Source organism: Sphingobacterium puteale, from assembly GCF_003627955.1.
Classification (GTDB): domain Bacteria; phylum Bacteroidota; class Bacteroidia; order Sphingobacteriales; family Sphingobacteriaceae; genus Sphingobacterium; species Sphingobacterium puteale.
Genome location: NZ_RBWS01000012.1, coordinates 187,505 through 207,233 on the forward strand (window position 1 = coordinate 187,505; position 19,729 = coordinate 207,233).

The window sequence follows — 19,729 nt, forward strand, 5'->3', positions numbered from 1 at the left end:
TATCCATATTTAAAGCCCATTATTCCCATGTGGCAAAAGGGATCACATGATAACACCAAAGCGTTACCAGGCATTGTGCGATCAGGACAACCAACCAAAAATCAAAGCGTTTTGCGCTCTTTTTTAGGTTCAGTCCGTAATGTATTATGGATGTGAAATTCCCCACGGGAAATAAAATTGTTGCACAATACAACAGGATCGTTGAAAAAGATTTATCCCCTATCTGGGTAATGTCATTGCTGAATACGATAAGCCCCGAAAACACGAATAGTAATAAGGCAATTGAACTGGGAGCTTCTGCTGATTTGAAATAGTTACACTTCTTTCCATAAATATTAAAAATGAAAAGTAACAACAAGGTCGGAGCCGCCAGCACTCCAAGCGTAATAGAAAGAGCTGGTAATATGATTTTCCAGCCATTAACTTTTTTTAAGGTCATTATACCTGTCGTAAGATATGACTCCCCATGTTCATCCTTATAGAATAAGTGAGAGGCTTCTGTCTTATTTTGAGCAATATAGAGCAGACCATCTTCAGCTGTTATGAGGGTTTCTTTCTTTAGGAATGGTTTGATCGAAATGGCAGATTTGTGATTTTCTACCTTGGTATAAGAACTGATGATATCCAAAAGTTCCATTGGGAAAATCTTTGTAATTACGGGCACATAGTATCCGTTTCGATCCAAGTCCCACAGAGCATGGGCCGTTTCTTTTTTTGAAGGAAAGGATGTTCGCATCGGATGTATATGCAAATTATCGATCAAGGCTTGATTAAACACTTCATAGTTCGCTGTCTCACTGTCCATATTATGGGCTATAAAGAAAGCTTTTTTTTCTTTTGGGAAAATGTAATACATTGCCCGAAAGCCGATTGTGTTCCCCGAATGAACAATTCCGACTACGGCATGGCGATCTCTGGATAAAGCGCCAAATGCGTAGCCGAGCTTCAGCCCGTTCTTTGCGGCGATGGTCTGTTCGGGCCGTCCAAATTGTTTAATAAATTCGCTTCTGATGAATTCTTTACCATCTAACCGCCCCTCGTTGAGAATAAATTGCAAAAAAGTCCCCATATCCTGAGCAGTGGTGGTGAATTGACCTGCCGGACGGACATAGGTTGGCATGGCAAGGGCTAGCCGACCATTCTCAAAATGTCCCATAGCCAGTTCTTTATCTTCATTTTGGGAAATGAATCGAAATGTACTGTTATGTAGCCCAATAGGTTGAAGGAGATTTTTATCAAGATAGTGTTCGTAAGGTTCCCTCACAATACTTTCTATCAGCATTCCCAATAGAGTGTACCCCATATTAGAATAGGAGAACAACGTTCCGGGTAAAACATGTATATCCAATACGTGGGGATTTCTTCTGTAAGACTCCTTTAATGGTGTTTGGGGACTAACTTCTGTGCTGAAAAAATGCCACAGCCGAATGTCGGAAAGACCAGCGGTATGGTTAAGTAAATGTTTAATTGTGACAGGATGTGAGCTTTCCCAAGGGTTGTTCATGGGTAAATCTTTCAGATATTTCTTGATAGGATCATCCAGATTAAGCCGATCTTCGGTGGCCAGTCGCAAAACCCCCATTGCAAGAAGGGTTTTGGTGATAGAACCCACGTGTATTTTGGCATCTTTAAGCATAGGTTCACGGGTCTCCATATTTTTTAAACCGGAACTATAACATGTAATATGACCATTATTCACAACCGAATAAACGGCTCCTGATAAATTTTCTTGTTTTAGAAGATGGTCTATCTTATTTTGTATGGGCTGGCCAATTACAAATAATGACAGGAAAATAAATACAGTAAGGAGGAAAAATTTCATATCCGATAAAAAGAGTGATTTTTTGAACTGTAAGATCCTATTTTGGCATCCTCTGCCACGTGTGCGATAATTGAACGTAGGCATAAAATTTTTTAATCATGCTTAAGGACTTTAGCTATTTTGGCTGACAATGTCTGGTTCTTTATTTTTACCCTTTTCCAAAGTAAGGGCTTAATTATCACCCATAAAGTGAGGATAAGAATGAGCAGAACTGATAGTGCAAATATTATCAGAGCTGATGAATGATTTAAGGAGTCTAAACAATAGAGAAAAATCGCAATGAGAAAAAGAGTCATTCCAATAGAGAATATGTTCAGCTCTTGGCGCTTCTGCTTCCAGTGGATAGCTGATAGAGTCTTTATAAAATCAATACTGTTTGACAAATACTCCTTTCGCTCCTTATTGATCTTTTGCCAGGAGTAACTGAAAAGATAAACAGAGATCAAGAGCACAATTATCTCGGAGATACTTTTAGAAATGCTATTCAATTCATCCGTATAGATGATGTAGCCGAGGGAAATGCTAGAAAATAGGATGACTGAAATACTCCAGAAGAATACTGCTCTTTTCTTTTTTTTTCTCCAGCGACGCAACTCTTGGTGGAATTCTTTGAGATTTTTATCCGTATCTGTTTCGGCGGTCTGCCAAACTTTCTTTAAAGCTGTGATATCATTATTCATCATCTTTCATTTTTTTTGACAAAACTTCTTTTATCCTATGGATCCTCACCCTGACGTTGGAATGGGTAATTCCCAATATTTCAGCAATCTTTTCCTGTTTCAGGTCTTCTAGAAAAAAGCCTATGATAAGTCTATCCAATTCAGGCAAATCAGCTATACATTGATGGAGTTTAATAAAGGTTTTCTCTTCCTTATAGGGATCTACTTCGCTGGATTTTAGAAATCTATAATCTTTAACAAGTTCTTTTTTCTTTTCATTTTCTATCTGTCTCAGGCATTTATTGCTTGCAATTCTATATATCCAACCAGGGATATTCTCATGATGTCTCAATTCATCCATGTGTGTGAATACTGTAATAAATGTATCTTGCATCACATCTTTCGCCTTTTCAGCATCATTAAAATACCCCAAGCAAACTCTAAATATTTTGCCTGAATAATTTTTATATAGATATTCAAATTCCATTATAACAGATAAATACAGGAAGCTATAAAATGTTACAAATTATTTTCAAATCTATTACAAAGTGGTAAAGATTAGGGTAGCCGTAGACGAAAGGATTACGAATACCATAACAACGCGGATGGAACCTAAAATGTAAAATCTGGTCTACAAGACTGCAGGTCGAAAAGTCTGTGTATTCCAGGAATGACACCGATGTCATGACATGCGATTATTTTAGCTTTGATTTTCAGGACCTGGATCTTTGCCGTACTCGATAAATTGTCAAATCCGTAAAAACTACCTTCCTGTTACTTAATTCAGTAAATTTATTCCGTAAATTTGTATCGGAGGCAATAAGTTTATGGAAAACAAGAAGATTTCAATATTGTATGTTGATGATGAGGAGAATAATTTGTTTTCCTTCAAGGCGACATTCCGTTTAAAATATAAGATATTTACGGCCATTAGTGGAGCGGAGGCAATTGATCTTGTTAAAAATAATTCGATTAATATCATTATTACAGATCAACGGATGCCCGAAATGACCGGTGTCGAGTTTCTGGAGAGGATCATTAAGATTGATGCAGCTCCAATGCGGATACTTTTAACGGGGTATACTGATATGGCTGCTGTGGTCGATGCAGTCAATAAAGGAAAGATATTCCATTACCTCAATAAACCTTGGAGCGAAGCGGAACTGGACGAAACGATTCAGCGTGCGTATGAGGTATATCTGGAACGGCAAAAAATAATCGAAACGAATGCGAAACTCGAATCATCCAATGATCAACTTGAGTTTATGCTGCGCCAAAAACTGCTTTCCTAAAACAAAAGCTTTTAGGAAAGTCAGAGCTATTTACTCGGTATACTGACTGTAAATGTCGTGCCTGCACCCAGTGGCGATTGTACATCAATGCTTCCCTGCAGCTTTAGTAATGCGTTTTGTACATTATACAAGCCAAATCCCATGCCTTTGGCCTGATCACTGCCCCTAAAAAACAGTTTGAAAATATCATGAATGTGTTCGGGAGAAATACCGATACCATTATCGCTCACCACAATCTTCGCCTGCTTGTCAGATACGTCAACAGATAGTTTAACGAATGGCTCCGCCTGCCCCTTTCGCTGATATTTGAAGGCGTTGGATAGTAAATTGTGTAAAATCAATTCCAGGATAGCTTTGTCACATTTAAATGGTTCTTTTTGGTCAACACAAATATCAAAGGTTACGTCTTTGTTTTGGGTATACATTTTATAGAACTGTCTCACATTGCCGAAAAGTTCGTCAAAATTAATTTCAGAGAGCAAGAGCTCACCTCTCCGCAACAGATAGTAGTCCCTTAGACTATCAATATAAGCGTCTAGACTGACCAATGAACTATCCATCAAAGTAAGTAATTCATGGATGCGGTCTATATTGTCAAATTCTAGCCCAAGTTTTACGGCGGAGAGTACCCCTGTTAAAGGATCACGTAAATCATGACTGACACTATAGGCAAACTTATCTAGCTCATCGTACGCTTTCTGTAGTTCTTGATTCTTGGTCTCCAACAGCGAATTTGCAACATAAAATTTATTTGCTTCTTCAATTGCTGAAATAATCTCCTCCCTCATCCAAGGCTTGCGGACAAAGCGAAAGATATGCCCCTTATTGATCGCGTCAATAACTGTATCCATGTCAGCATAAGCAGTCAATAAAATACGGATAGGCTTCGGAAAATCTCTTTTGATGCGGTGCAGAAAATCTATTCCCAGTTCTTCGGGCATACGCTGGTCACAAAAGATCACACGGATCTTTGAATTGGCGAGAAGTATTTTCTCGGCTTCAGCTGTGTTTGATGCAGTATGAATGACATAATCGTATCTAAAATTCGCTTTAAAACCAATTAAGTTATTTGCTTCATCATCAATATATAGTATTTCAAGCTCCGTCTGCATAATTTTTATAATCTGGTTTACTTTCCCAAAATGACCGAAATTAATCATAATTTATCGAACTCATTGGGTTACTTTTACGTCAATTCTTTTGTTGTATGGGGATTTGTAGCGTAAAGACTGTTCCCTCTCCTACTTCCGATTCTACAATAATCCTACCATGATGCTTGGCAATGGTATTATAGGCGATGGACATCCCTAACCCTGTCCCCTCGCCGACGTCCTTTGTCGTGAAAAAAGGTTCAAAAATACGTTCCTGAATATTTTTTGGAATACCGATGCCATTGTCTGCTATTTTAACAAAAATACTGGACTGATCCGCAGCGAGTCCGGTTTCTATCCCTAATTTCCCTCCTCCGTTATCACCGAATTTTTTGTTGATGGCATACAGTGCATTCGTTATAATATTCAGAAATACCTGGTTCAATTTCCCTGCATGGCATTCTACCATCGGTAGGTCGCCATATTTTTTTTCAACTTCAATCGTATTATTGATCAAGCTGTTCAGTATCACCATCGTGGACGCTATGCCTTCGTTGATATCGGCAAATTTTAATGTGTCCTCATCGACACGTGAGAAGATACGTAAACTTTTTACAATTTCAGCGGTACGATGGGCCCCATCATGCATTCCTTTCAATAGGAAATCGACTTCTGTCTTCAGATAGTCAAGGTCCAGATCATCCTTGAATTTTTTGATCTGTAATTGCTTCTCGTCATCAGAAAACTCCGGTGCAAAAGCAATACGTTCGACTTCGTCCAAAGTGTCCCAGATCATCCTGATATCTCTTTTCAGGGGGGCTACATTCGAGGTGACGAAGTTGATTGGATTGTTGATTTCGTGTGCGACTCCTGCGGTCAACTGTCCCAACGAGGCCATTTTTTCGGCTTCAACCAGTTGTGACTGAGCTTCTTTCAGATGTGTCAGTGTCATTTGCAATGACGCATTGGATTCTTTTAGTTCATGTGTCCGTTCACTGACCTTTTGCTCCAACACCACATTCTGCTCACGGATGAGCCGCTCGTTTTCTAAAGAGATAGCTAATTCTCGTAGCCTAGATTCTTCCTTTTCCTGCTTGAGTATATTGATGCTGTAGGCCAGACCAAAGGATAGCAATGCCATTTCGATTACTGAGGCAATCTGAACAGCGTTGCTTGTAAAGTTATTATAGTCTAATATTCCGTAGTCTTTTAACAAAAACACAACGGACCCCAGGAGTAAGACGGTCCAGCCATAAACAAAGTATTTTGCTGGTTTATAACCGCTTATCATAATTCGGTAGGATAAATAGAGGACAAATAAAGAGCCAGCACCGGTGGTCACCTGCATCACGAAAAATGCGGATTGCGTTAAACTGGCTAGCGCCAGGATGGTACCAAAGGCAAACAAAATAATAAAAATGGTGATTATCCGTCTTGATCGCGGTGCATTTTTCTTTAATTGGAGAAATGAATCTGCAAATAAAAGCGCACTAAGCCCCGATAAACAACCAAATATGATGGGGCCTTTGGTTGCAAAGTAAGGCCAGGAAGGCCACAGATACTGAAAACTATAACCTTTGATGCCCATTTGGGTGACACCTGCACAGAGGACATATAACACGTAATAAAGGTACCCCCTGTCCCTTACAGAGAAAAATAGAAAGAGATTATATATCACCATAATAAGTACTATTCCGATATAGATGCCACTAATGAGGCTATCGTTATTCATCTGCGTCACAAATTGTCGCTCGCTACTCAGATAGATGGGTAATATAATCTGCTCGGTACTTTTTATACAAATGAAAAAGGTCTTTTCCGACCGTTTGGGCAGATGAATATCAAATACATAGTTCGGAACTTTATATTTTCGTATGGAAAAATTTTGATGTTCCCCAAGTTTGATCGATTGGTAAGAGCCATTCCCGGACGGGCTATATAATTCAACTTCATCCAATAGCGGATAGGCAATTTCTAATAGAAAATATAAATCTTGTTCGCTGGCATTTTTTATAGGAAGGCGAAACCAGACAGCGTCAGATGAGGTGCCCAAGTTTGGTACTGCACTATTTAGGGGTTGAAAGTCCGATGAAGATAAAATGTTTGAAAATTCAGGATTTCCCGGTCCCGTATAGCGCTCCAGCTGGCGACCGATCAGTAGCCGTTGTCCGGAATGGTCAACAGTGAGCTGTGCTCGTGATGGGAGGCAGGGGAGAATATACAGACAGATCAAGGAAAACCAGCATTTCATGTTTAGGACGCTATTTTTTTGCCTGGGCGATGACCAGATTCATGGACACTAAAAAACAGCCGGTTTCATCCAATTGTTTCAGGGTTTGTTGGAATTCATCAAATTCTGCTTGGCTCAATTTGCCTTTTTCGAACATTTCCAAGAGGATGCTGTCTAAAAAAAGATAGCGGTTGGCCTCTTCTTTTGAACGTGTCACCATGCACAACGTTTGCAGTTGAACATCTTGAAATCCATTTGCAAGGAGGTCTGCTGTTAGCTTATTGCCCGCCCAGCCGTTGTTGACCTTCTCTTCGGTCAAATAATGGCAGATCTTGGCTTCTATGCTTACATGTTGGGTGTAGAAAGTCAGGCTATTCCAGATGGTTTCAACGATAACCACAGGTTGCCCCTTGCCCAATATGCGATATACCTCACGAAACATCTTTTGTGGATCAGTCAAATGCTGGACAAGACGTTCCATCCGCACTCCGGAAGCCTCCTCATCTTCGAAATCGAGCTGATATACCTCACCCTGAACAAAATTAACATTGCTGATTCCGTCGCTACCTGCTTTCGCATGATCAATCAATTTCGCATCATGGTCAATGCCGATCACCTGTACTTCGCTTCCCAGCATATTGGCCAGGTTAATAGCATCCATTCCAGTACCGCAACCCAAATCGGCAAGGAGCCCTTCTTTGATCGTAGTGAAAGGAGAATAGGACTGTATTTTTAATTGCTTGAGAAACTCTCCGGTATCCTGTAAATAACCGGCGCCATAGTGTTTAGTGTCCATTAAAAAATATTTAGATTACGTTGATCTGTATTGTGATCTGCCGATGTGTGTTGCAAATTTTTTATGACTTCTTCAAGATCCCACCGGTCTAGGTTAGGGATGTCTATTTGATAGTGAATTTCAATTTCTTTATTCCGCAGGGTTTCTATCCGGACAATATTGGAATTGTTTCGGAGGGAGAAAATGGCTTCCTTATTTTCCTGATCTGCTTCAGTCAACGTATCCAGATTTCTCATGATCATGACTGTCGCCACTAAGTCTAATTTTGGATAGTAAAAAGTACCATTGTTACCAACGCTGGTATCTATGCGGTAACCGACACTTTCTGCCAGTTTTACCGTATATGGAGCACACAGTGCAAATAACGATTTGATCCCGATCTGTGTGCTGATGGCTGCTCCGGCCCTGGTGAGGAAAATACTGCCGATTCCATATCCTGCGATTTCACGGGAGTTCCATAGCCCGCAGCCTTCGCCGGTACCGTGTAAAGCGTAGTCGTATACTAAATCGTAAATCCGCGCATCCATGGCACCTGTAGCCTGTTCTATCGGCAACGGCTCACTTCCTCCGGCGGCATGTATCCGGACACCTCCATATACCTTCTCACCATCAAGAGATTCTACAATAAGGACGAATGACGCCGGATTATACATCCATTCGTTCTTGGATGAAGTAACTTTCTTGACGCCTATCGCTGTCAAGACATGGGCGTGCCCTTCTATAAAACGTTCACAGGTCGTAGGATCGTCGATAGCACGAAATGCTCTCAGTCTAACTACCGGACGTCCATCGTTGAATAATAATGCCACCGAAATGCTTTAATTTATCGTTGAAACACAAAACTAATCAATAAAAAGCAAAAGGTGTTTAAAGCTTTGACAAATAAACACCTTTATGATCTGCCGTTTACAAAAAATATGTGTAAGGCTGGTCCTATATGTAAAAGTCAATTATAAAAATAAAGATCGCGGATCAGTTTGGAATGACCTATCAACGTTTTTGTAAACTATTCTTATAAATTTGTCCGTCTTTGATAATAAGGAGAAAATTCTTGTCCGGATCGGCCAGCAGTGTCAAGTCTCGGAGCGGATCGCCATCGACCAGAAGCATATCGGCCAAGGCTCCTTCTTCGATCACGCCTAGTTTACCGGGATATGGGCTCCGTAAACCCGCAAGCTGTAAAAGCTCCGCGTTGTCCTGGGTAACCATTTTAATGATCTCAGCATTCGTAAACCATTTTTGAAGACGGAGGATAAATGAATTTTGCAGTTCATTCAGATCTGGTTCAAAAAGGAAGTCGGTTCCCCAGGCGAGCTTAACACCGTGTTTCTTGGCCAAAGGCCATACTTTTTCCTGTCCTTCGATAACGGGCTTGCGTTTTATTCGCCTTTGCGGATCCATATCAGGAGTGTCTTCGACCAGATTTTGTAAGCTGAGCCAGATATTTTTCTCTGCAAGAAGTTGCAGCGTTTCCTCATCCAATAGCTGTCCGTGTTCGACACACTTTACCCCTGCTTCGACCGCCCGGCGTATCGCCCTGGGCGTATAAGCATGTACGGTAACATAAGTGCCCCAATCTTCTGCTGCTTCGACCGCCGCCTTCATCTCATCCAGGGTATATTGTGTAACATCCACGGGGTCATACGCTGAGGAAGTTCCCCCGCCGGCCATGAGTTTGATCTGACTGGCGCCGAACCGTAAATTTTCCCTGACGGCGGTCAGTACCTCATCGCGTCCGTCGGCTATAAAAGTGGCTCCATATCTTTCAGCGCGTGAAACAATGCCGAAGAATCTGCGCGATTTTTCCTCTGGCGTCCTAAAATCACCATGCCCCGCAGTTTGGCTTATTGTAGCCCCGGAAGGCCAGATCCTGGGGCCGATTAGTTTACCTTTGTCAATCGCAGCCTTTAATGGAAAAATCGGCCCGCCCACATCGCGCACACTCGTAAATCCACGCATGAGCATTTTCCGCGCTGATTGGCCAACCTTGTTTACCAGAAATTCCTCAGAAAGATCGTTTGTCATCATCTGTGGCATAGTAAGTGCCCCAAAAACCAAATGCACGTGGGCATCAATCAAGCCGGGCAATAATGTTTTGCCTTTGGCATCTATCTTTGCAATTTCGGCTCCCGTGGTTTTAATGGGTTCAGCACTGATTGTTTGAATCGTGTTGCCATTGATCAGAACGTGCTTCAGGCCGCTAAGGCTCTGGTTTTTATAATCTATGAGTTTGACATTTTCCAAAAGGATCTGTTTTTGCTGTGCTGTTAAAGCATGGATACTGCAAACACAGAAAAAGAAGGTAAGTACATGACGTAAACGCATAATTATTAAAATATAATGTGTTTAAATAATACTATGACTATAGTCATCAGACCATATAAAAGGCCTGTTTGATGAAAGCTATTTCCTAAGTTAAATATAATTTGGATATTTCTTTATTATAGTGTAATAATATTTCGCCATAATTAGTCGATAAGTGTTTCTGTACGATCAAAAAGTGCTATAATCAGCGCTAAATTTTTAGTAAATTTGTTGCTGATTATGATCAATCTAACTCGATGGCTAGGGCAGTATCAACAGGTCATCCCTGGCATATTTTCTCTCCGGGCCTCGCTGCGGTACGCTTTTTTGCTGGGAGGATCCTGTTATCTTTTTTTAATCATTTTTCAGCCTTTTGGTACCTACAATTTTGAGGATTCAGCCAAATATATACTATTGATGGGCTATGGGGGTATTTTCGCCTTATCTTATCTATTCGCTTCCGCCTTATTGGCCAACGGAAAGAAATGGACGGTAAAAAAAGAATTCCTGCGTATGCTATTGGTATACGTAGCAGCGACAATATTGAATTTTTTATACAATAGTTGTGTTGTGAGCCGGGTGTCCATGCAATGGATCAACTTGCTGTATATGGGACTTTATACCCTGTCGCTTTATGTGCCCATCGGACTGATCTATTTTTTAATACTCATAAAAACGGATCGGGGTAAACCGACCGAGTCTGTATCGGTCCCTGTCGCCCAGAAGCAAGTTTTGCCGATACGGGTGAGTTTACCGGCGCAGCGTATATCGAACCTCGGTGCTCATGCCCCAGCAACTCCACTATTGGGGAGCTTAACGGATCAGCATGCCGTTGTTTCTGATAACAGCGCTATTGCTTGTCTTGCTAATGGAAGCCAGCTTGTATGTTTTGGCCGACAGGATTTTATATTTGCCAAATCCATGGATAATTATTGTGAGGTCTATTTTTATGAAAATAAAATAGCCAAAAAAGAGATTATACGGATCACTTTGGGAAAGTTAGAGGAGCAATTGACAGATGCGAACATACACCGCTGCCATAGATCCTATCTGGTTAATTTCGACAAGATTCTGGTCAAGGAGGGCAATGCAAAAGGCTATCTGTTGCGTTTCGCTGATAGGGACGAATATGCACTGGTATCGCGTTCGATGCTCCCGGCTGTAAAAGCCTATTTATTGAAATGATGTGGTTCAATTGGCTTGCGATAAACTGTACCATTCGTCCCTAAATCTGGCGAACCGCCACATATTTTTGTCAGTCCTGACATTGCCATATAGTTTTGTCACCAAAAAAATATGAATCGCACTAATTTCAACTTGCTTGTTTTGTTTTTCTTTTTCGGGATTTACTTTGCCTTGGACCAGCTATTTTTTGCGGCTGTTCAGTCCCGGATAATCGGCTTTATTCACAACAGGGCCCTGGCCCATATGGTAGCCTATATCCTCAGCCTGCTGCCTTTGCTCTTAGGGGCACTTTTACTCAAGCCTAAAGATCAGGATACACTGGTGTCTAAATTTGGAGTAAATGGTTCTCCTGCTTTAGGGATAGGAATCGCCGCGTTGGCAACACTCCCGATGTTTATCGGTTATGCATTTAGGTTTTCTTTGATCAGGGAGCCCGATTTCAATTCATTGGTCATTAATACCTTCTCTGCGGGATTGTTTGAAGAACTTATCTTTAGGGCTTATTTTTTTGGTCTTGTTTACCGCTATACACGCCTTGGGTTTATTCCCGCTATTCTGGCAACTTCGTTGGTATTTGCATTCCTGCATCTATATCAAAGTCAGGATCCGATGGAATTGGTTCTCATTTTTATGACAACATTTTTGGGATCGGTATTGTTTGCCTGGTTATATACGGAGTGGAAGTTTAATCTTTGGATTCCGGTAGCCTTACATATATTGATGAATCTGGCCTGGATGCTATTTAATGTGGACGACAATGCTGCGGGCAACTTGTATGCTAATATCTTCCGCTTTTTGACGATCGCTTTGGTTATCGTATTGACAGTAATAAGAGCCAAGAATATGAAGATCGGTCTACGGGTAAATCGAAAGACACTCTGGCGCAAGTTATAAAATTAGGAAGCGTGAAGTTACGGAGTATACATTGGCGTTTGTGTGATATCGGTAGGGACGGTATATGGACGTTTCCGAATTTATAGCAATATGGGAGAACCCCTGAATACCAGTATTTTTTTCGGCACAGGAATCGCTATCTTCACCTATATGAAAAGACTGTTATTTTTACCTGCGTATATGCTTGTCGGAAGTACTATTTTGATGGGAATGTTAAGCTGTGGTGACGGAGCAAAAAAGAAAGCTATCCAGAAGGCGGATTCGGTGCAAATGGATGTGAGTGCGATCAAAGATACCGCGGTAGCGGAGAAGTTTCCGCCCTTGCCGATCAATTATGATCAGACGAAGGTCTTGAAAAATCTGTATGTGATCGACCGTGCAGGCGTGGTTTTGCGTCAGGGGGCAGATGACAATGCTCCGGCGCTTGGAAAATATCCGTATGGGACAAAACTGGACGTGATCGGTGAAGAGGGGGAATGGCTTGCAGTGATGGATCGCATACAACGGGATTATAAAGGCCCCAATGGTGAAGCCAATGATGTAACACAATGGGAAAAAGGATATGTGGCGAAATCTAAATTGGGTAAGCAGGATAAAATAACAATATCACCCAAAGATTTAAATATTATTGTCTCACAGAGGGTGAACGGAAAGGAAAACTATTACGAAAAAGGGCATCCTTTGGATCAGCATCTCTTTTTGGAATTAATAGATGAGCAAACTTTTTTGGCCGCTCGAAATACGGCAGAAGACTATCTGATCAAAGACACACTTTCATATATTAAAAACGGAAAGATTTTTGAATTGCCATTGGCAAACGGAAAAAAATTGACATTTACAGATAAGGATATAGATAATGAGCTGGAATCTCGCTATTCGTATATGGGGCATTACGATTTTCTGAATGCTTTTGCCGTCGCGGGCAACTATTGGGAAAGTGCTGATGTACGCCTTTTTGATCGGCAGGATGGTCATCTTATTGTGGAATGCGGCGATTATCCTTTCTTTTCCGCGGATAAAAAATATTTGATGACGTTGCATGCTGATCCCTATGAATCAACAGGTGATCTGCAAGTCTTCCACGTGAAACAGGGAAAAGTGATCCCAATGCTTTCAGTTAGTTTTAAAGAATGGATGCCGACCTGGAAAGAGGAACTGATGTTCTGGGGTAAAGATGGGTATATCTATACCGCAGCCAACCACGTGAATGGTTATTGGGGCGAGGAAGGAAGTTTGAGTGAAAGATCTCAGTTTATTAGAATCAAGTTGCTTAAACCTTAGTCGGTGCCAAAGAGGGAGTTTTGCCGATTCAATTTGCGAATATCAGACTGCATGAACACTATTTTTCTGTTTTAAGTAAAACTATTCTGGGACGCACCTGTTGTATTCCATAAAATAGATTATAGTTTGTAATTTAGCTGAATGAAACTAAAAACACTACTGTTATTTGCTGTGCTATGTTGTTCTTTTCTCCTCGTAAAGGCACAAGATAAATCTTGGAAAGAACACAATAGATGGATCTGGGGACCTTCGGTAGGGTATCAATACCAAAGTGGCAATTTCTTAAAAGTTTCAGGATGGGGTTTATTTGCTCCAAACGATTTTCAGTATATGAAAATAGATGCTGGTGCCAATTTTAGTTGGATGGAGAACCAGACAACAGTGGTTCCGGAAGTGGGCTTTACCTATTATCTGAATGACTTTGTACTGTTTCCTTTTGTAAAGGCCGAGCTGACTCCTTATACGATAACGCCTAAAGTTGGCGCAAGTTTGTTTTCTATCGTCGACTTGGGTATAGGCTATGGCTTTGATTATAACACAAAGAAGAATTTTAAGCCTATAGATGGTTTTACGGTATCTGTGGGAGTGAATATCCCCTTGAATTTTCATCTCTATTAAAATGATGAACCATGCAAAATAGAAATACACTTTGGATAACCTGTATGATCATATTGCTTGCATTTGGAAGAAAGGCCACTGCACAAGATCATTTGATCGGTCCAACACTGAGCTACCAGTTCCAAAAAGGAAGCATCGTTAAAACAGGAGCCTATTTTGCATTTCCATTTTTAGGTGATAATATCTTGCGGGCGGATGCCACAGCCAACTTTACCTGGACACAAAAGAAATTTGCCGTTATTCCAGAAGCAGCGTTAACCTATTATCCGCAAACGTATGTATTAACACCATTTGTACGTGCGGAGGTGACCCCGTATACTTTCACTCCAAAAGTCGGGGCCAGCTTGGCGACACTGTTGGATATCGATTTTGGATATGGCTTTTCCATCAAAGACAAAAAAGATTATCGTCCAATGAAAGGGTTTGCTGTATCCCTGAGATTTAGTATTCCGCTGAACTATAGGCTCAATATGTAACCGCTACCATTATATCTGCCTTTTCCTAGCCGGCAGATGCTTGCTCGATGACTTGATCCTGGATCACTTGCATGTAATTTAATAACTTCATGGATAGTGAAGTGTACGCTCGACCCGAGATTATTGATCGAGCCAATTTTTGAAAGCAACGACTTTCTCCCTCGAAACGATCAGTTCGTCAGATTCGTAATGCTTGAGGTATATTTTTAATCTCGCATTGGAGTGTATCGCAATAGTTTTGATGGCGTTAAATTGAACAATGCTGCTTCGGTTTATTCTGAAAAAGTCTTTGGGTGACAATTGTGGCGTCAAAGCATCTAAGGTTTGGTCCAATAGGTAATTCCCATTTTCATTGGTATACAGGTAGGTCCCTTTGTTTTCGCTGTAGATACACTCGATCTGCTGGCTGGTTACAATCTTGAGGTTTTGGCCGATCCTGATGGTAAAACGCTCCTTAAATGTTTGAGTGGTATTTTTAAATAATGTCTCAAAAGTTGTTAGGTCAAATGGAGAGACTGGGCGCCGAAACTGCAGAAACTTTTCAATCGCATTTTCCAGTTCTTCATCTTCAATCGGCTTTAACAGGTAATCAATGCTATTTTGTTTAAATGCCCGTAATAGATATTCATCATACGCTGTCGTGAAAATGATGGCCGAGCTAGGTTTTATCTGTTCGAGGATCTCAAACGATATGCCATCAGCAAGTTGAATGTCCATAAAAAGTAGATCAGGTTCGGCATTTGACCTAAACCATTCAATCGATTCTTCAACGGTCTGCAGTGTTGCTGCTACCGTGTAACCGAGTCGTTCCAATTTTCTTCGGAGCAATCTTGCGGAGGGAAGTTCGTCTTCTATAATTAATATTTTCATTGGATATTTTCGTTCCCATTGATCGTCTGATCCCTGAGTGGTTTATTTATTTCGCATTCAGGTCATACCTGCCTGCTTATGAAATTTAATTGCTACTGGTATTTTCTTTGTTTTATTTAATGGTCTCTTGGACCGGATTGATCCTTGTCATCAAATACTACCGGCATTGACTTGTTTTTGAACTAGCTGGCTTTCATGCTACTGTTTCGGCAATAATCGGCAGCCCCACAGAAAACAAATCAACGCTTTCCTGAATGTAAACTGGTTGATCGGACAGTAATGCATAACGTTCCTGGATATTTTTTAAACCGATGCCAGGGGTGCTGTTGAATACTTTCTTTTTCTGGAGATTGTTTTCGACATATAAATAATCGTTTTTACGATAAATCTTCAACATCAGTGGACTCTTTAACGAAATAATATTGTGCTTGACTACATTTTCGATGAGCAATTGGAGAGAAAGCGGTAAAATACAACCACTGCTCTCGTCTTGATGGATATGCAAATCAATCTGGATGCCTGCTTCAAACCGCAGATTCAAGAGATTCAAGTAGGCTTTTGAAAAGGTCAGCTCTTCCTGCAAGCTAACAAGACTCTTGTCTTTATGTTCCAGTACGTAGCGGTATATCCTTGAAAGGTCCGTTGTAAACAGGCTTGCCTTTTTGGGATCTTCTTCGATTAGTCCATTCAGCACATTTAAGCTGTTGAACAGAAAGTGGGGATCCAATTGGTTTTTTAAAGATTCGAACTGTGCTGTGATCTGTTGTTTTTCCTGTTCCGATTCTTTAATCTGATAATCTTTGAACCTTTTATAAAAATAGAAACCAAAAAACAGCATTGAAATGAACCAGGAGATAATCGCAAGTTGAAAGTAGTAAGCAACACGCTGTTGATTAATAAAATGATTGAAGCGCTGGAGAAAGTCTTTGGATCCGGTCGGGATAAACAGGCCGGAAAAAAAAGCATTTACTAAAAAAAACACCAGTATGGTCAAGATGAAACTGAGACTATAAAAAGCAATCATCTTCTTTTTAAAAGCCTTACTGCTTGGATATTTTTTTGTGACCCACTTTGATAAATAACCATGACCCAGAAAAAGAATAAATCCATACAATAAACCTCTTGCCATATTAGGATGCAAGATGATGGATAGTAAAGGGATGTCTTTATGATCGAGCTTGGCCACCACGACAAAATAGGTGGAAACAACCACACTTGCTAATATGGCCTGAATAATGGATTTAATTGGGAATCTTTTCACAGCAATATTATTTGCACGCTTTTAGTATCTGCTCTGCCCGATCTTTACCCCAAGAAGGTGCAAAGGGAGCAGCAGGCTTTTCTTCATTGAATAAAGATACCGCTTTCTTGACATCCTCACATTCTTTACTGCTGTCTTGATTGAAATATTTTTTGGCGTTCATCTGAAACTCGGCAAGCCCCAATATCGCACGGGGATTATTTGGATTGATTGCCAAAGCTTTTTTGTAAAAACCAATGGTGATTGGTGATAATTCCTTGGCTTTTGTCATGGGATCGGTTAACATTAAGGCGGTTTTATTCATTGCCCTTAAGACAAGCCACTCTGAGTTGTTGTCCTGCGTGCTGTTGTTCAGGATGTCTTCAGCAGATTGTATGTATTTTGCTTGTGTTTCTTTGTTTTTTTCCTTGAAGGCGGCTGTCGTCAGGATCATTGCTTGATAATAGTTCGGAATCCAATTGTCCTTTTCGGCTTGGCTGATTCGTTCCAGTAGTCCGGACGCTTTCTCGATCTCCCCAGACTGCCATAAGCTCATGGCTTGTCCCATACTTTTTTCATAATTGTTTTGTGCAAATGCGGTGCTGCTTATGAAGCAGATAATGACGATAATAATTGATTTCATGATTTTTTGTTTAGTGGTTAACATTTTTGATTCTTCTATAGTGGGTTCATATTTTGTTGAACTCCAGTGAAATTGCGGATAGCAACTGACAAACAGGAATAATTTTGGATGAACCGGCATATTTTGATGATGAGTTGTTGATTGTTATAGATTGTCCAGTTGATTGTCTTTTTTATTTTTACTTATCGTCCAGAAATAGCCCAAAAAGACAAAGCGTTTAGCTGTAGGCACAATAGGTCTACGATCATAAATGCCCTGAATATTCGGTCGGCCTGCATATTGATATCCATAGATTGGTGAAGCTCCGAGGACATTGCTGACAGAGAAATGGATAATTTTTTGCTGACTGTACAGGAATGACCAACTCATGGATAGATTATTATATCCTTTGGTATGGCCATTCATAAAAGTGGTTTGGTTCGGGTCATTGTAATTTCTTCCTGAAACAAACGAATTTGTCAAACTGAGCTGTGATCTGAGACCTGCAAACCAGTATTTTCCAACAATAAAAAGGCTATGCTTATAGACATATGAGGGAGTAACTGTATGGGGATAGTTCGCTTCATTTCTTTTGCTGTCTGTGTAGGAGTATGAAATCCAGTATTGTAGATTCTTTACGCTACTGGTATTTTTGTAAAATACATCAAAGCCTTTGACTTTGCCGTTGCCATTGTTGTCATATTGACTGTCATACCCTGCTATTTGGCTGTTGTATTTTATCAGGTTATCGTATGTTTTGTGGTAGGCTTCCAGACGCAAGAGGTGTCCACTTTTCTCGTAAAAGTAATTTGCGATATAATGTCTGGCGGCTAGCCAATCCAGCTGGGGATCATATTTTAATAGTGGACTGGGAGCTTGTTGATGAAACGTTCCATAGGCCAACGAGAGCTGAGTATACTTGTTCAACGCGTAGCCCAAGGATGCCCTTGGCTCTATTGTTTTTTTGCTTTGTAAATTGGACGTAGTCCCCCGTAGACCGATCTTTCCGATGAGGTTTGGTAATAGGCCAAAGGTGGTTTCGGTAAACAGTGAAGTCATTTTGCTATGGTATCCATAGGGGTGGGCGAGTTCTTGACGATGGTATTCTTCCTTGTAATTGTTGTCAAAATATTCTATTCCCCAAATGCTTTTTATACTGTTTTTCCAGGTTTTCCTTAAAGTTCCTTTTACATGGAGGCTCTTTTCGTTGTTGGGGAGGTAAATGTTACCGTAATGGAACTTGTCTATCAGGTAGCCTATCCCAACACCTGAATGGAATGCCCAGCGATTTCCTAAGTCTTGACTATAGGTGATGTTAGCGTAGCTATTGTTGGACTTCTTTTTCAATGGGATAGGCTCTTCGTAATTGATGTCGGATTGGTAAAGCCCCATATTCTCAAAATTGTACGCCCCATAAATATTTAGAAAGCCTTTTTTAAACTGATGGCGATAGATCAGTTCTCCGGAAGCGTTTTCATAGGGCTTGGTCCATCTGATGTCGGGGGTAATGATTTTTGAATAGGGTTTTAAGTTTGTATAGCTGTTGTTGAATGTCAGTGAGTTTTTACCCCATTGTAATGTATGCCCCAGACCAAGGCCCACAGATGATAAGGAAACTTCTGTTTTGGGCTGCTCAATGGTGTTTTCTGTACTAAGGGCCAAAATGCTGGATAAGGCATTGCCAAATTCCGCAGAATAGCCGCCAGTGGAAAAATTCACCCCTTTAAAGAGCATCGGTGAAAATCGACCCCTGACAGGAACTTCATTTGGGGTTGCGGTATAGGGTTGTGCGACTCGTATCCCGTTGATGTAAGTCTGTGTCTCGGAGGCATCTCCGCCGTGAACCATGAGGCGGCCGTTTTCTCCCGCAACTTGTGCACCCGGTAATGTTGCCAGGGCACTAATGATGTTGCCCATGCTCCCAGCCGTGGTGACAATATCCAAAGGGCTCATCACGGTGTTTCTACCAGAGCTGTTGGCTTGAAGGACTCCGGCTTGAATACTGACCTCTTGCAAGCGATTCTCGCTGGCCTGTAATTGAATAACCAAAAGTTCCTTATGTGGTAATTCAATGAGTTTGCTATACAGTGGACGACCTACAACTGACGCTTTGATTGTCTTGGCACCCCGCTCATTGGTTTCAAAAGTAAAATTTCCGAGCGAGTCTGTTGTACTCCCATCGTAGGTACCTTCTATATAAACATTGGCTAAATAGATAGGTTTACCGTTTTTCTCTACTATCCTGCCCTTGAGAATAGACTGAGCGAAAACGGTGGTGATACTTAAAAATAATAAGGTTAATACCAGCTTCATTTTATTGACTTTTATCCAAAAATGAAACGGGGCACT

General features: G+C 40.8%; 18 protein-coding genes. 6 read left to right on the top strand and 12 right to left on the bottom strand.

Annotated features, from left to right (window positions below; translation table 11 throughout):
- Positions 1 to 19 precede the first annotated feature (19 nt).
- The 3 genes from D7322_RS16880 to D7322_RS16890 are packed head-to-tail and all read right to left on the bottom strand — an operon-like array spanning position 20 to position 2,968.
- On the bottom strand, positions 20 to 1,906 hold the full coding sequence (locus tag D7322_RS16880; protein WP_121125439.1) for a serine hydrolase domain-containing protein: 1,887 nt from the start codon (positions 1,904 to 1,906) through the stop codon (positions 20 to 22).
- A gap of 8 nt (positions 1,907 to 1,914) precedes the next feature.
- Positions 1,915 to 2,505, bottom strand: a complete 591-nt coding sequence (locus tag D7322_RS16885; RefSeq protein WP_121125440.1) for a hypothetical protein — start codon at positions 2,503 to 2,505, stop codon at positions 1,915 to 1,917.
- Positions 2,495 to 2,968, bottom strand: coding sequence for an RNA polymerase sigma factor (locus D7322_RS16890; RefSeq protein ID WP_121125441.1), 474 nt, complete (start codon positions 2,966 to 2,968; stop codon positions 2,495 to 2,497). The genes D7322_RS16885 and D7322_RS16890 overlap by 11 nt, the downstream gene beginning before the upstream one ends.
- 340 nt (positions 2,969 to 3,308) lie before the next feature.
- Between D7322_RS16890 and D7322_RS16895 the strand changes: the two genes are divergently transcribed.
- The gene (locus tag D7322_RS16895; RefSeq protein ID WP_108635465.1) at positions 3,309 to 3,773 is read left to right on the top strand and encodes a response regulator; all 465 of its coding nucleotides are present in this window, start codon (positions 3,309 to 3,311) and stop codon (positions 3,771 to 3,773) included.
- Positions 3,774 to 3,799: 26 nt separating this feature from the next.
- Here D7322_RS16895 and D7322_RS16900 read toward each other — a convergent pair whose 3' ends face one another.
- From D7322_RS16900 to D7322_RS16920, 5 genes are all read right to left on the bottom strand, one after another.
- A complete protein-coding gene (locus D7322_RS16900) occupies positions 3,800 to 4,933 on the bottom strand; it encodes a sensor histidine kinase (RefSeq protein ID WP_245971358.1) in 1,134 nt (377 codons plus the stop codon).
- A 31-nt stretch (positions 4,934 to 4,964) separates the two neighbouring features.
- The gene (locus D7322_RS16905; protein ID WP_121125442.1) at positions 4,965 to 7,115 is read right to left on the bottom strand and encodes a sensor histidine kinase; all 2,151 of its coding nucleotides are present in this window, start codon (positions 7,113 to 7,115) and stop codon (positions 4,965 to 4,967) included.
- A 10-nt stretch (positions 7,116 to 7,125) separates the two neighbouring features.
- Entirely contained in the window at positions 7,126 to 7,890 is a 765-nt protein-coding gene (locus tag D7322_RS16910) for a methyltransferase domain-containing protein (RefSeq protein ID WP_121125443.1), read from the bottom strand.
- Positions 7,890 to 8,699 carry a hypothetical protein gene (locus tag D7322_RS16915; RefSeq protein WP_121125444.1) on the bottom strand — a complete coding sequence of 270 codons (810 nt, stop codon included), beginning with the start codon at positions 8,697 to 8,699 and terminating at the stop codon, positions 7,890 to 7,892. The genes D7322_RS16910 and D7322_RS16915 overlap by 1 nt, the downstream gene beginning before the upstream one ends.
- A 181-nt stretch (positions 8,700 to 8,880) precedes the next feature.
- Entirely contained in the window at positions 8,881 to 10,215 is a 1,335-nt protein-coding gene (locus D7322_RS16920; RefSeq protein ID WP_121125445.1) for a metal-dependent hydrolase family protein, read from the bottom strand.
- 219 nt (positions 10,216 to 10,434) lie between these two features.
- Between D7322_RS16920 and D7322_RS16925 the strand changes: the two genes are divergently transcribed.
- The 5 genes from D7322_RS16925 to D7322_RS16945 all read left to right on the top strand — a co-directional run bounded on the left by D7322_RS16925 (position 10,435) and on the right by D7322_RS16945 (position 14,648).
- Positions 10,435 to 11,379, top strand: coding sequence for a LytTR family DNA-binding domain-containing protein (locus D7322_RS16925; protein WP_121125446.1), 945 nt, complete (start codon positions 10,435 to 10,437; stop codon positions 11,377 to 11,379).
- 111 nt (positions 11,380 to 11,490) lie between these two features.
- Positions 11,491 to 12,273: a CPBP family intramembrane glutamic endopeptidase gene (locus D7322_RS16930; RefSeq protein ID WP_121125447.1), complete on the top strand. Its 783-nt coding sequence runs from the start codon at positions 11,491 to 11,493 to the stop codon at positions 12,271 to 12,273.
- A gap of 150 nt (positions 12,274 to 12,423) precedes the next feature.
- Positions 12,424 to 13,554, top strand: coding sequence for an SH3 domain-containing protein (locus D7322_RS16935; RefSeq protein ID WP_183078734.1), 1,131 nt, complete (start codon positions 12,424 to 12,426; stop codon positions 13,552 to 13,554).
- 141 nt (positions 13,555 to 13,695) lie between these two features.
- Positions 13,696 to 14,172: a hypothetical protein gene (locus D7322_RS16940; protein ID WP_121125449.1), complete on the top strand. Its 477-nt coding sequence runs from the start codon at positions 13,696 to 13,698 to the stop codon at positions 14,170 to 14,172.
- A gap of 11 nt (positions 14,173 to 14,183) precedes the next feature.
- A complete protein-coding gene (locus tag D7322_RS16945) occupies positions 14,184 to 14,648 on the top strand; it encodes a hypothetical protein (protein ID WP_121125450.1) in 465 nt (154 codons plus the stop codon).
- A 120-nt stretch (positions 14,649 to 14,768) separates the two neighbouring features.
- On the opposite strand, the gene D7322_RS16950 is transcribed toward D7322_RS16945, so the two are convergent.
- From D7322_RS16950 to D7322_RS16965, 4 genes are all read right to left on the bottom strand, one after another.
- On the bottom strand, positions 14,769 to 15,518 hold the full coding sequence (locus D7322_RS16950; protein WP_121125451.1) for a LytR/AlgR family response regulator transcription factor: 750 nt from the start codon (positions 15,516 to 15,518) through the stop codon (positions 14,769 to 14,771).
- A 193-nt stretch (positions 15,519 to 15,711) separates the two neighbouring features.
- On the bottom strand, positions 15,712 to 16,779 hold the full coding sequence (locus D7322_RS16955; protein ID WP_121125452.1) for a sensor histidine kinase: 1,068 nt from the start codon (positions 16,777 to 16,779) through the stop codon (positions 15,712 to 15,714).
- A 7-nt stretch (positions 16,780 to 16,786) separates the two neighbouring features.
- Positions 16,787 to 17,401, bottom strand: a complete 615-nt coding sequence (locus D7322_RS16960; RefSeq protein WP_121125471.1) for a hypothetical protein — start codon at positions 17,399 to 17,401, stop codon at positions 16,787 to 16,789.
- Between the two features lie 144 nt (positions 17,402 to 17,545).
- Positions 17,546 to 19,693 carry a TonB-dependent receptor gene (locus D7322_RS16965; protein ID WP_121125453.1) on the bottom strand — a complete coding sequence of 716 codons (2,148 nt, stop codon included), beginning with the start codon at positions 19,691 to 19,693 and terminating at the stop codon, positions 17,546 to 17,548.
- Positions 19,694 to 19,729 lie beyond the last annotated feature (36 nt).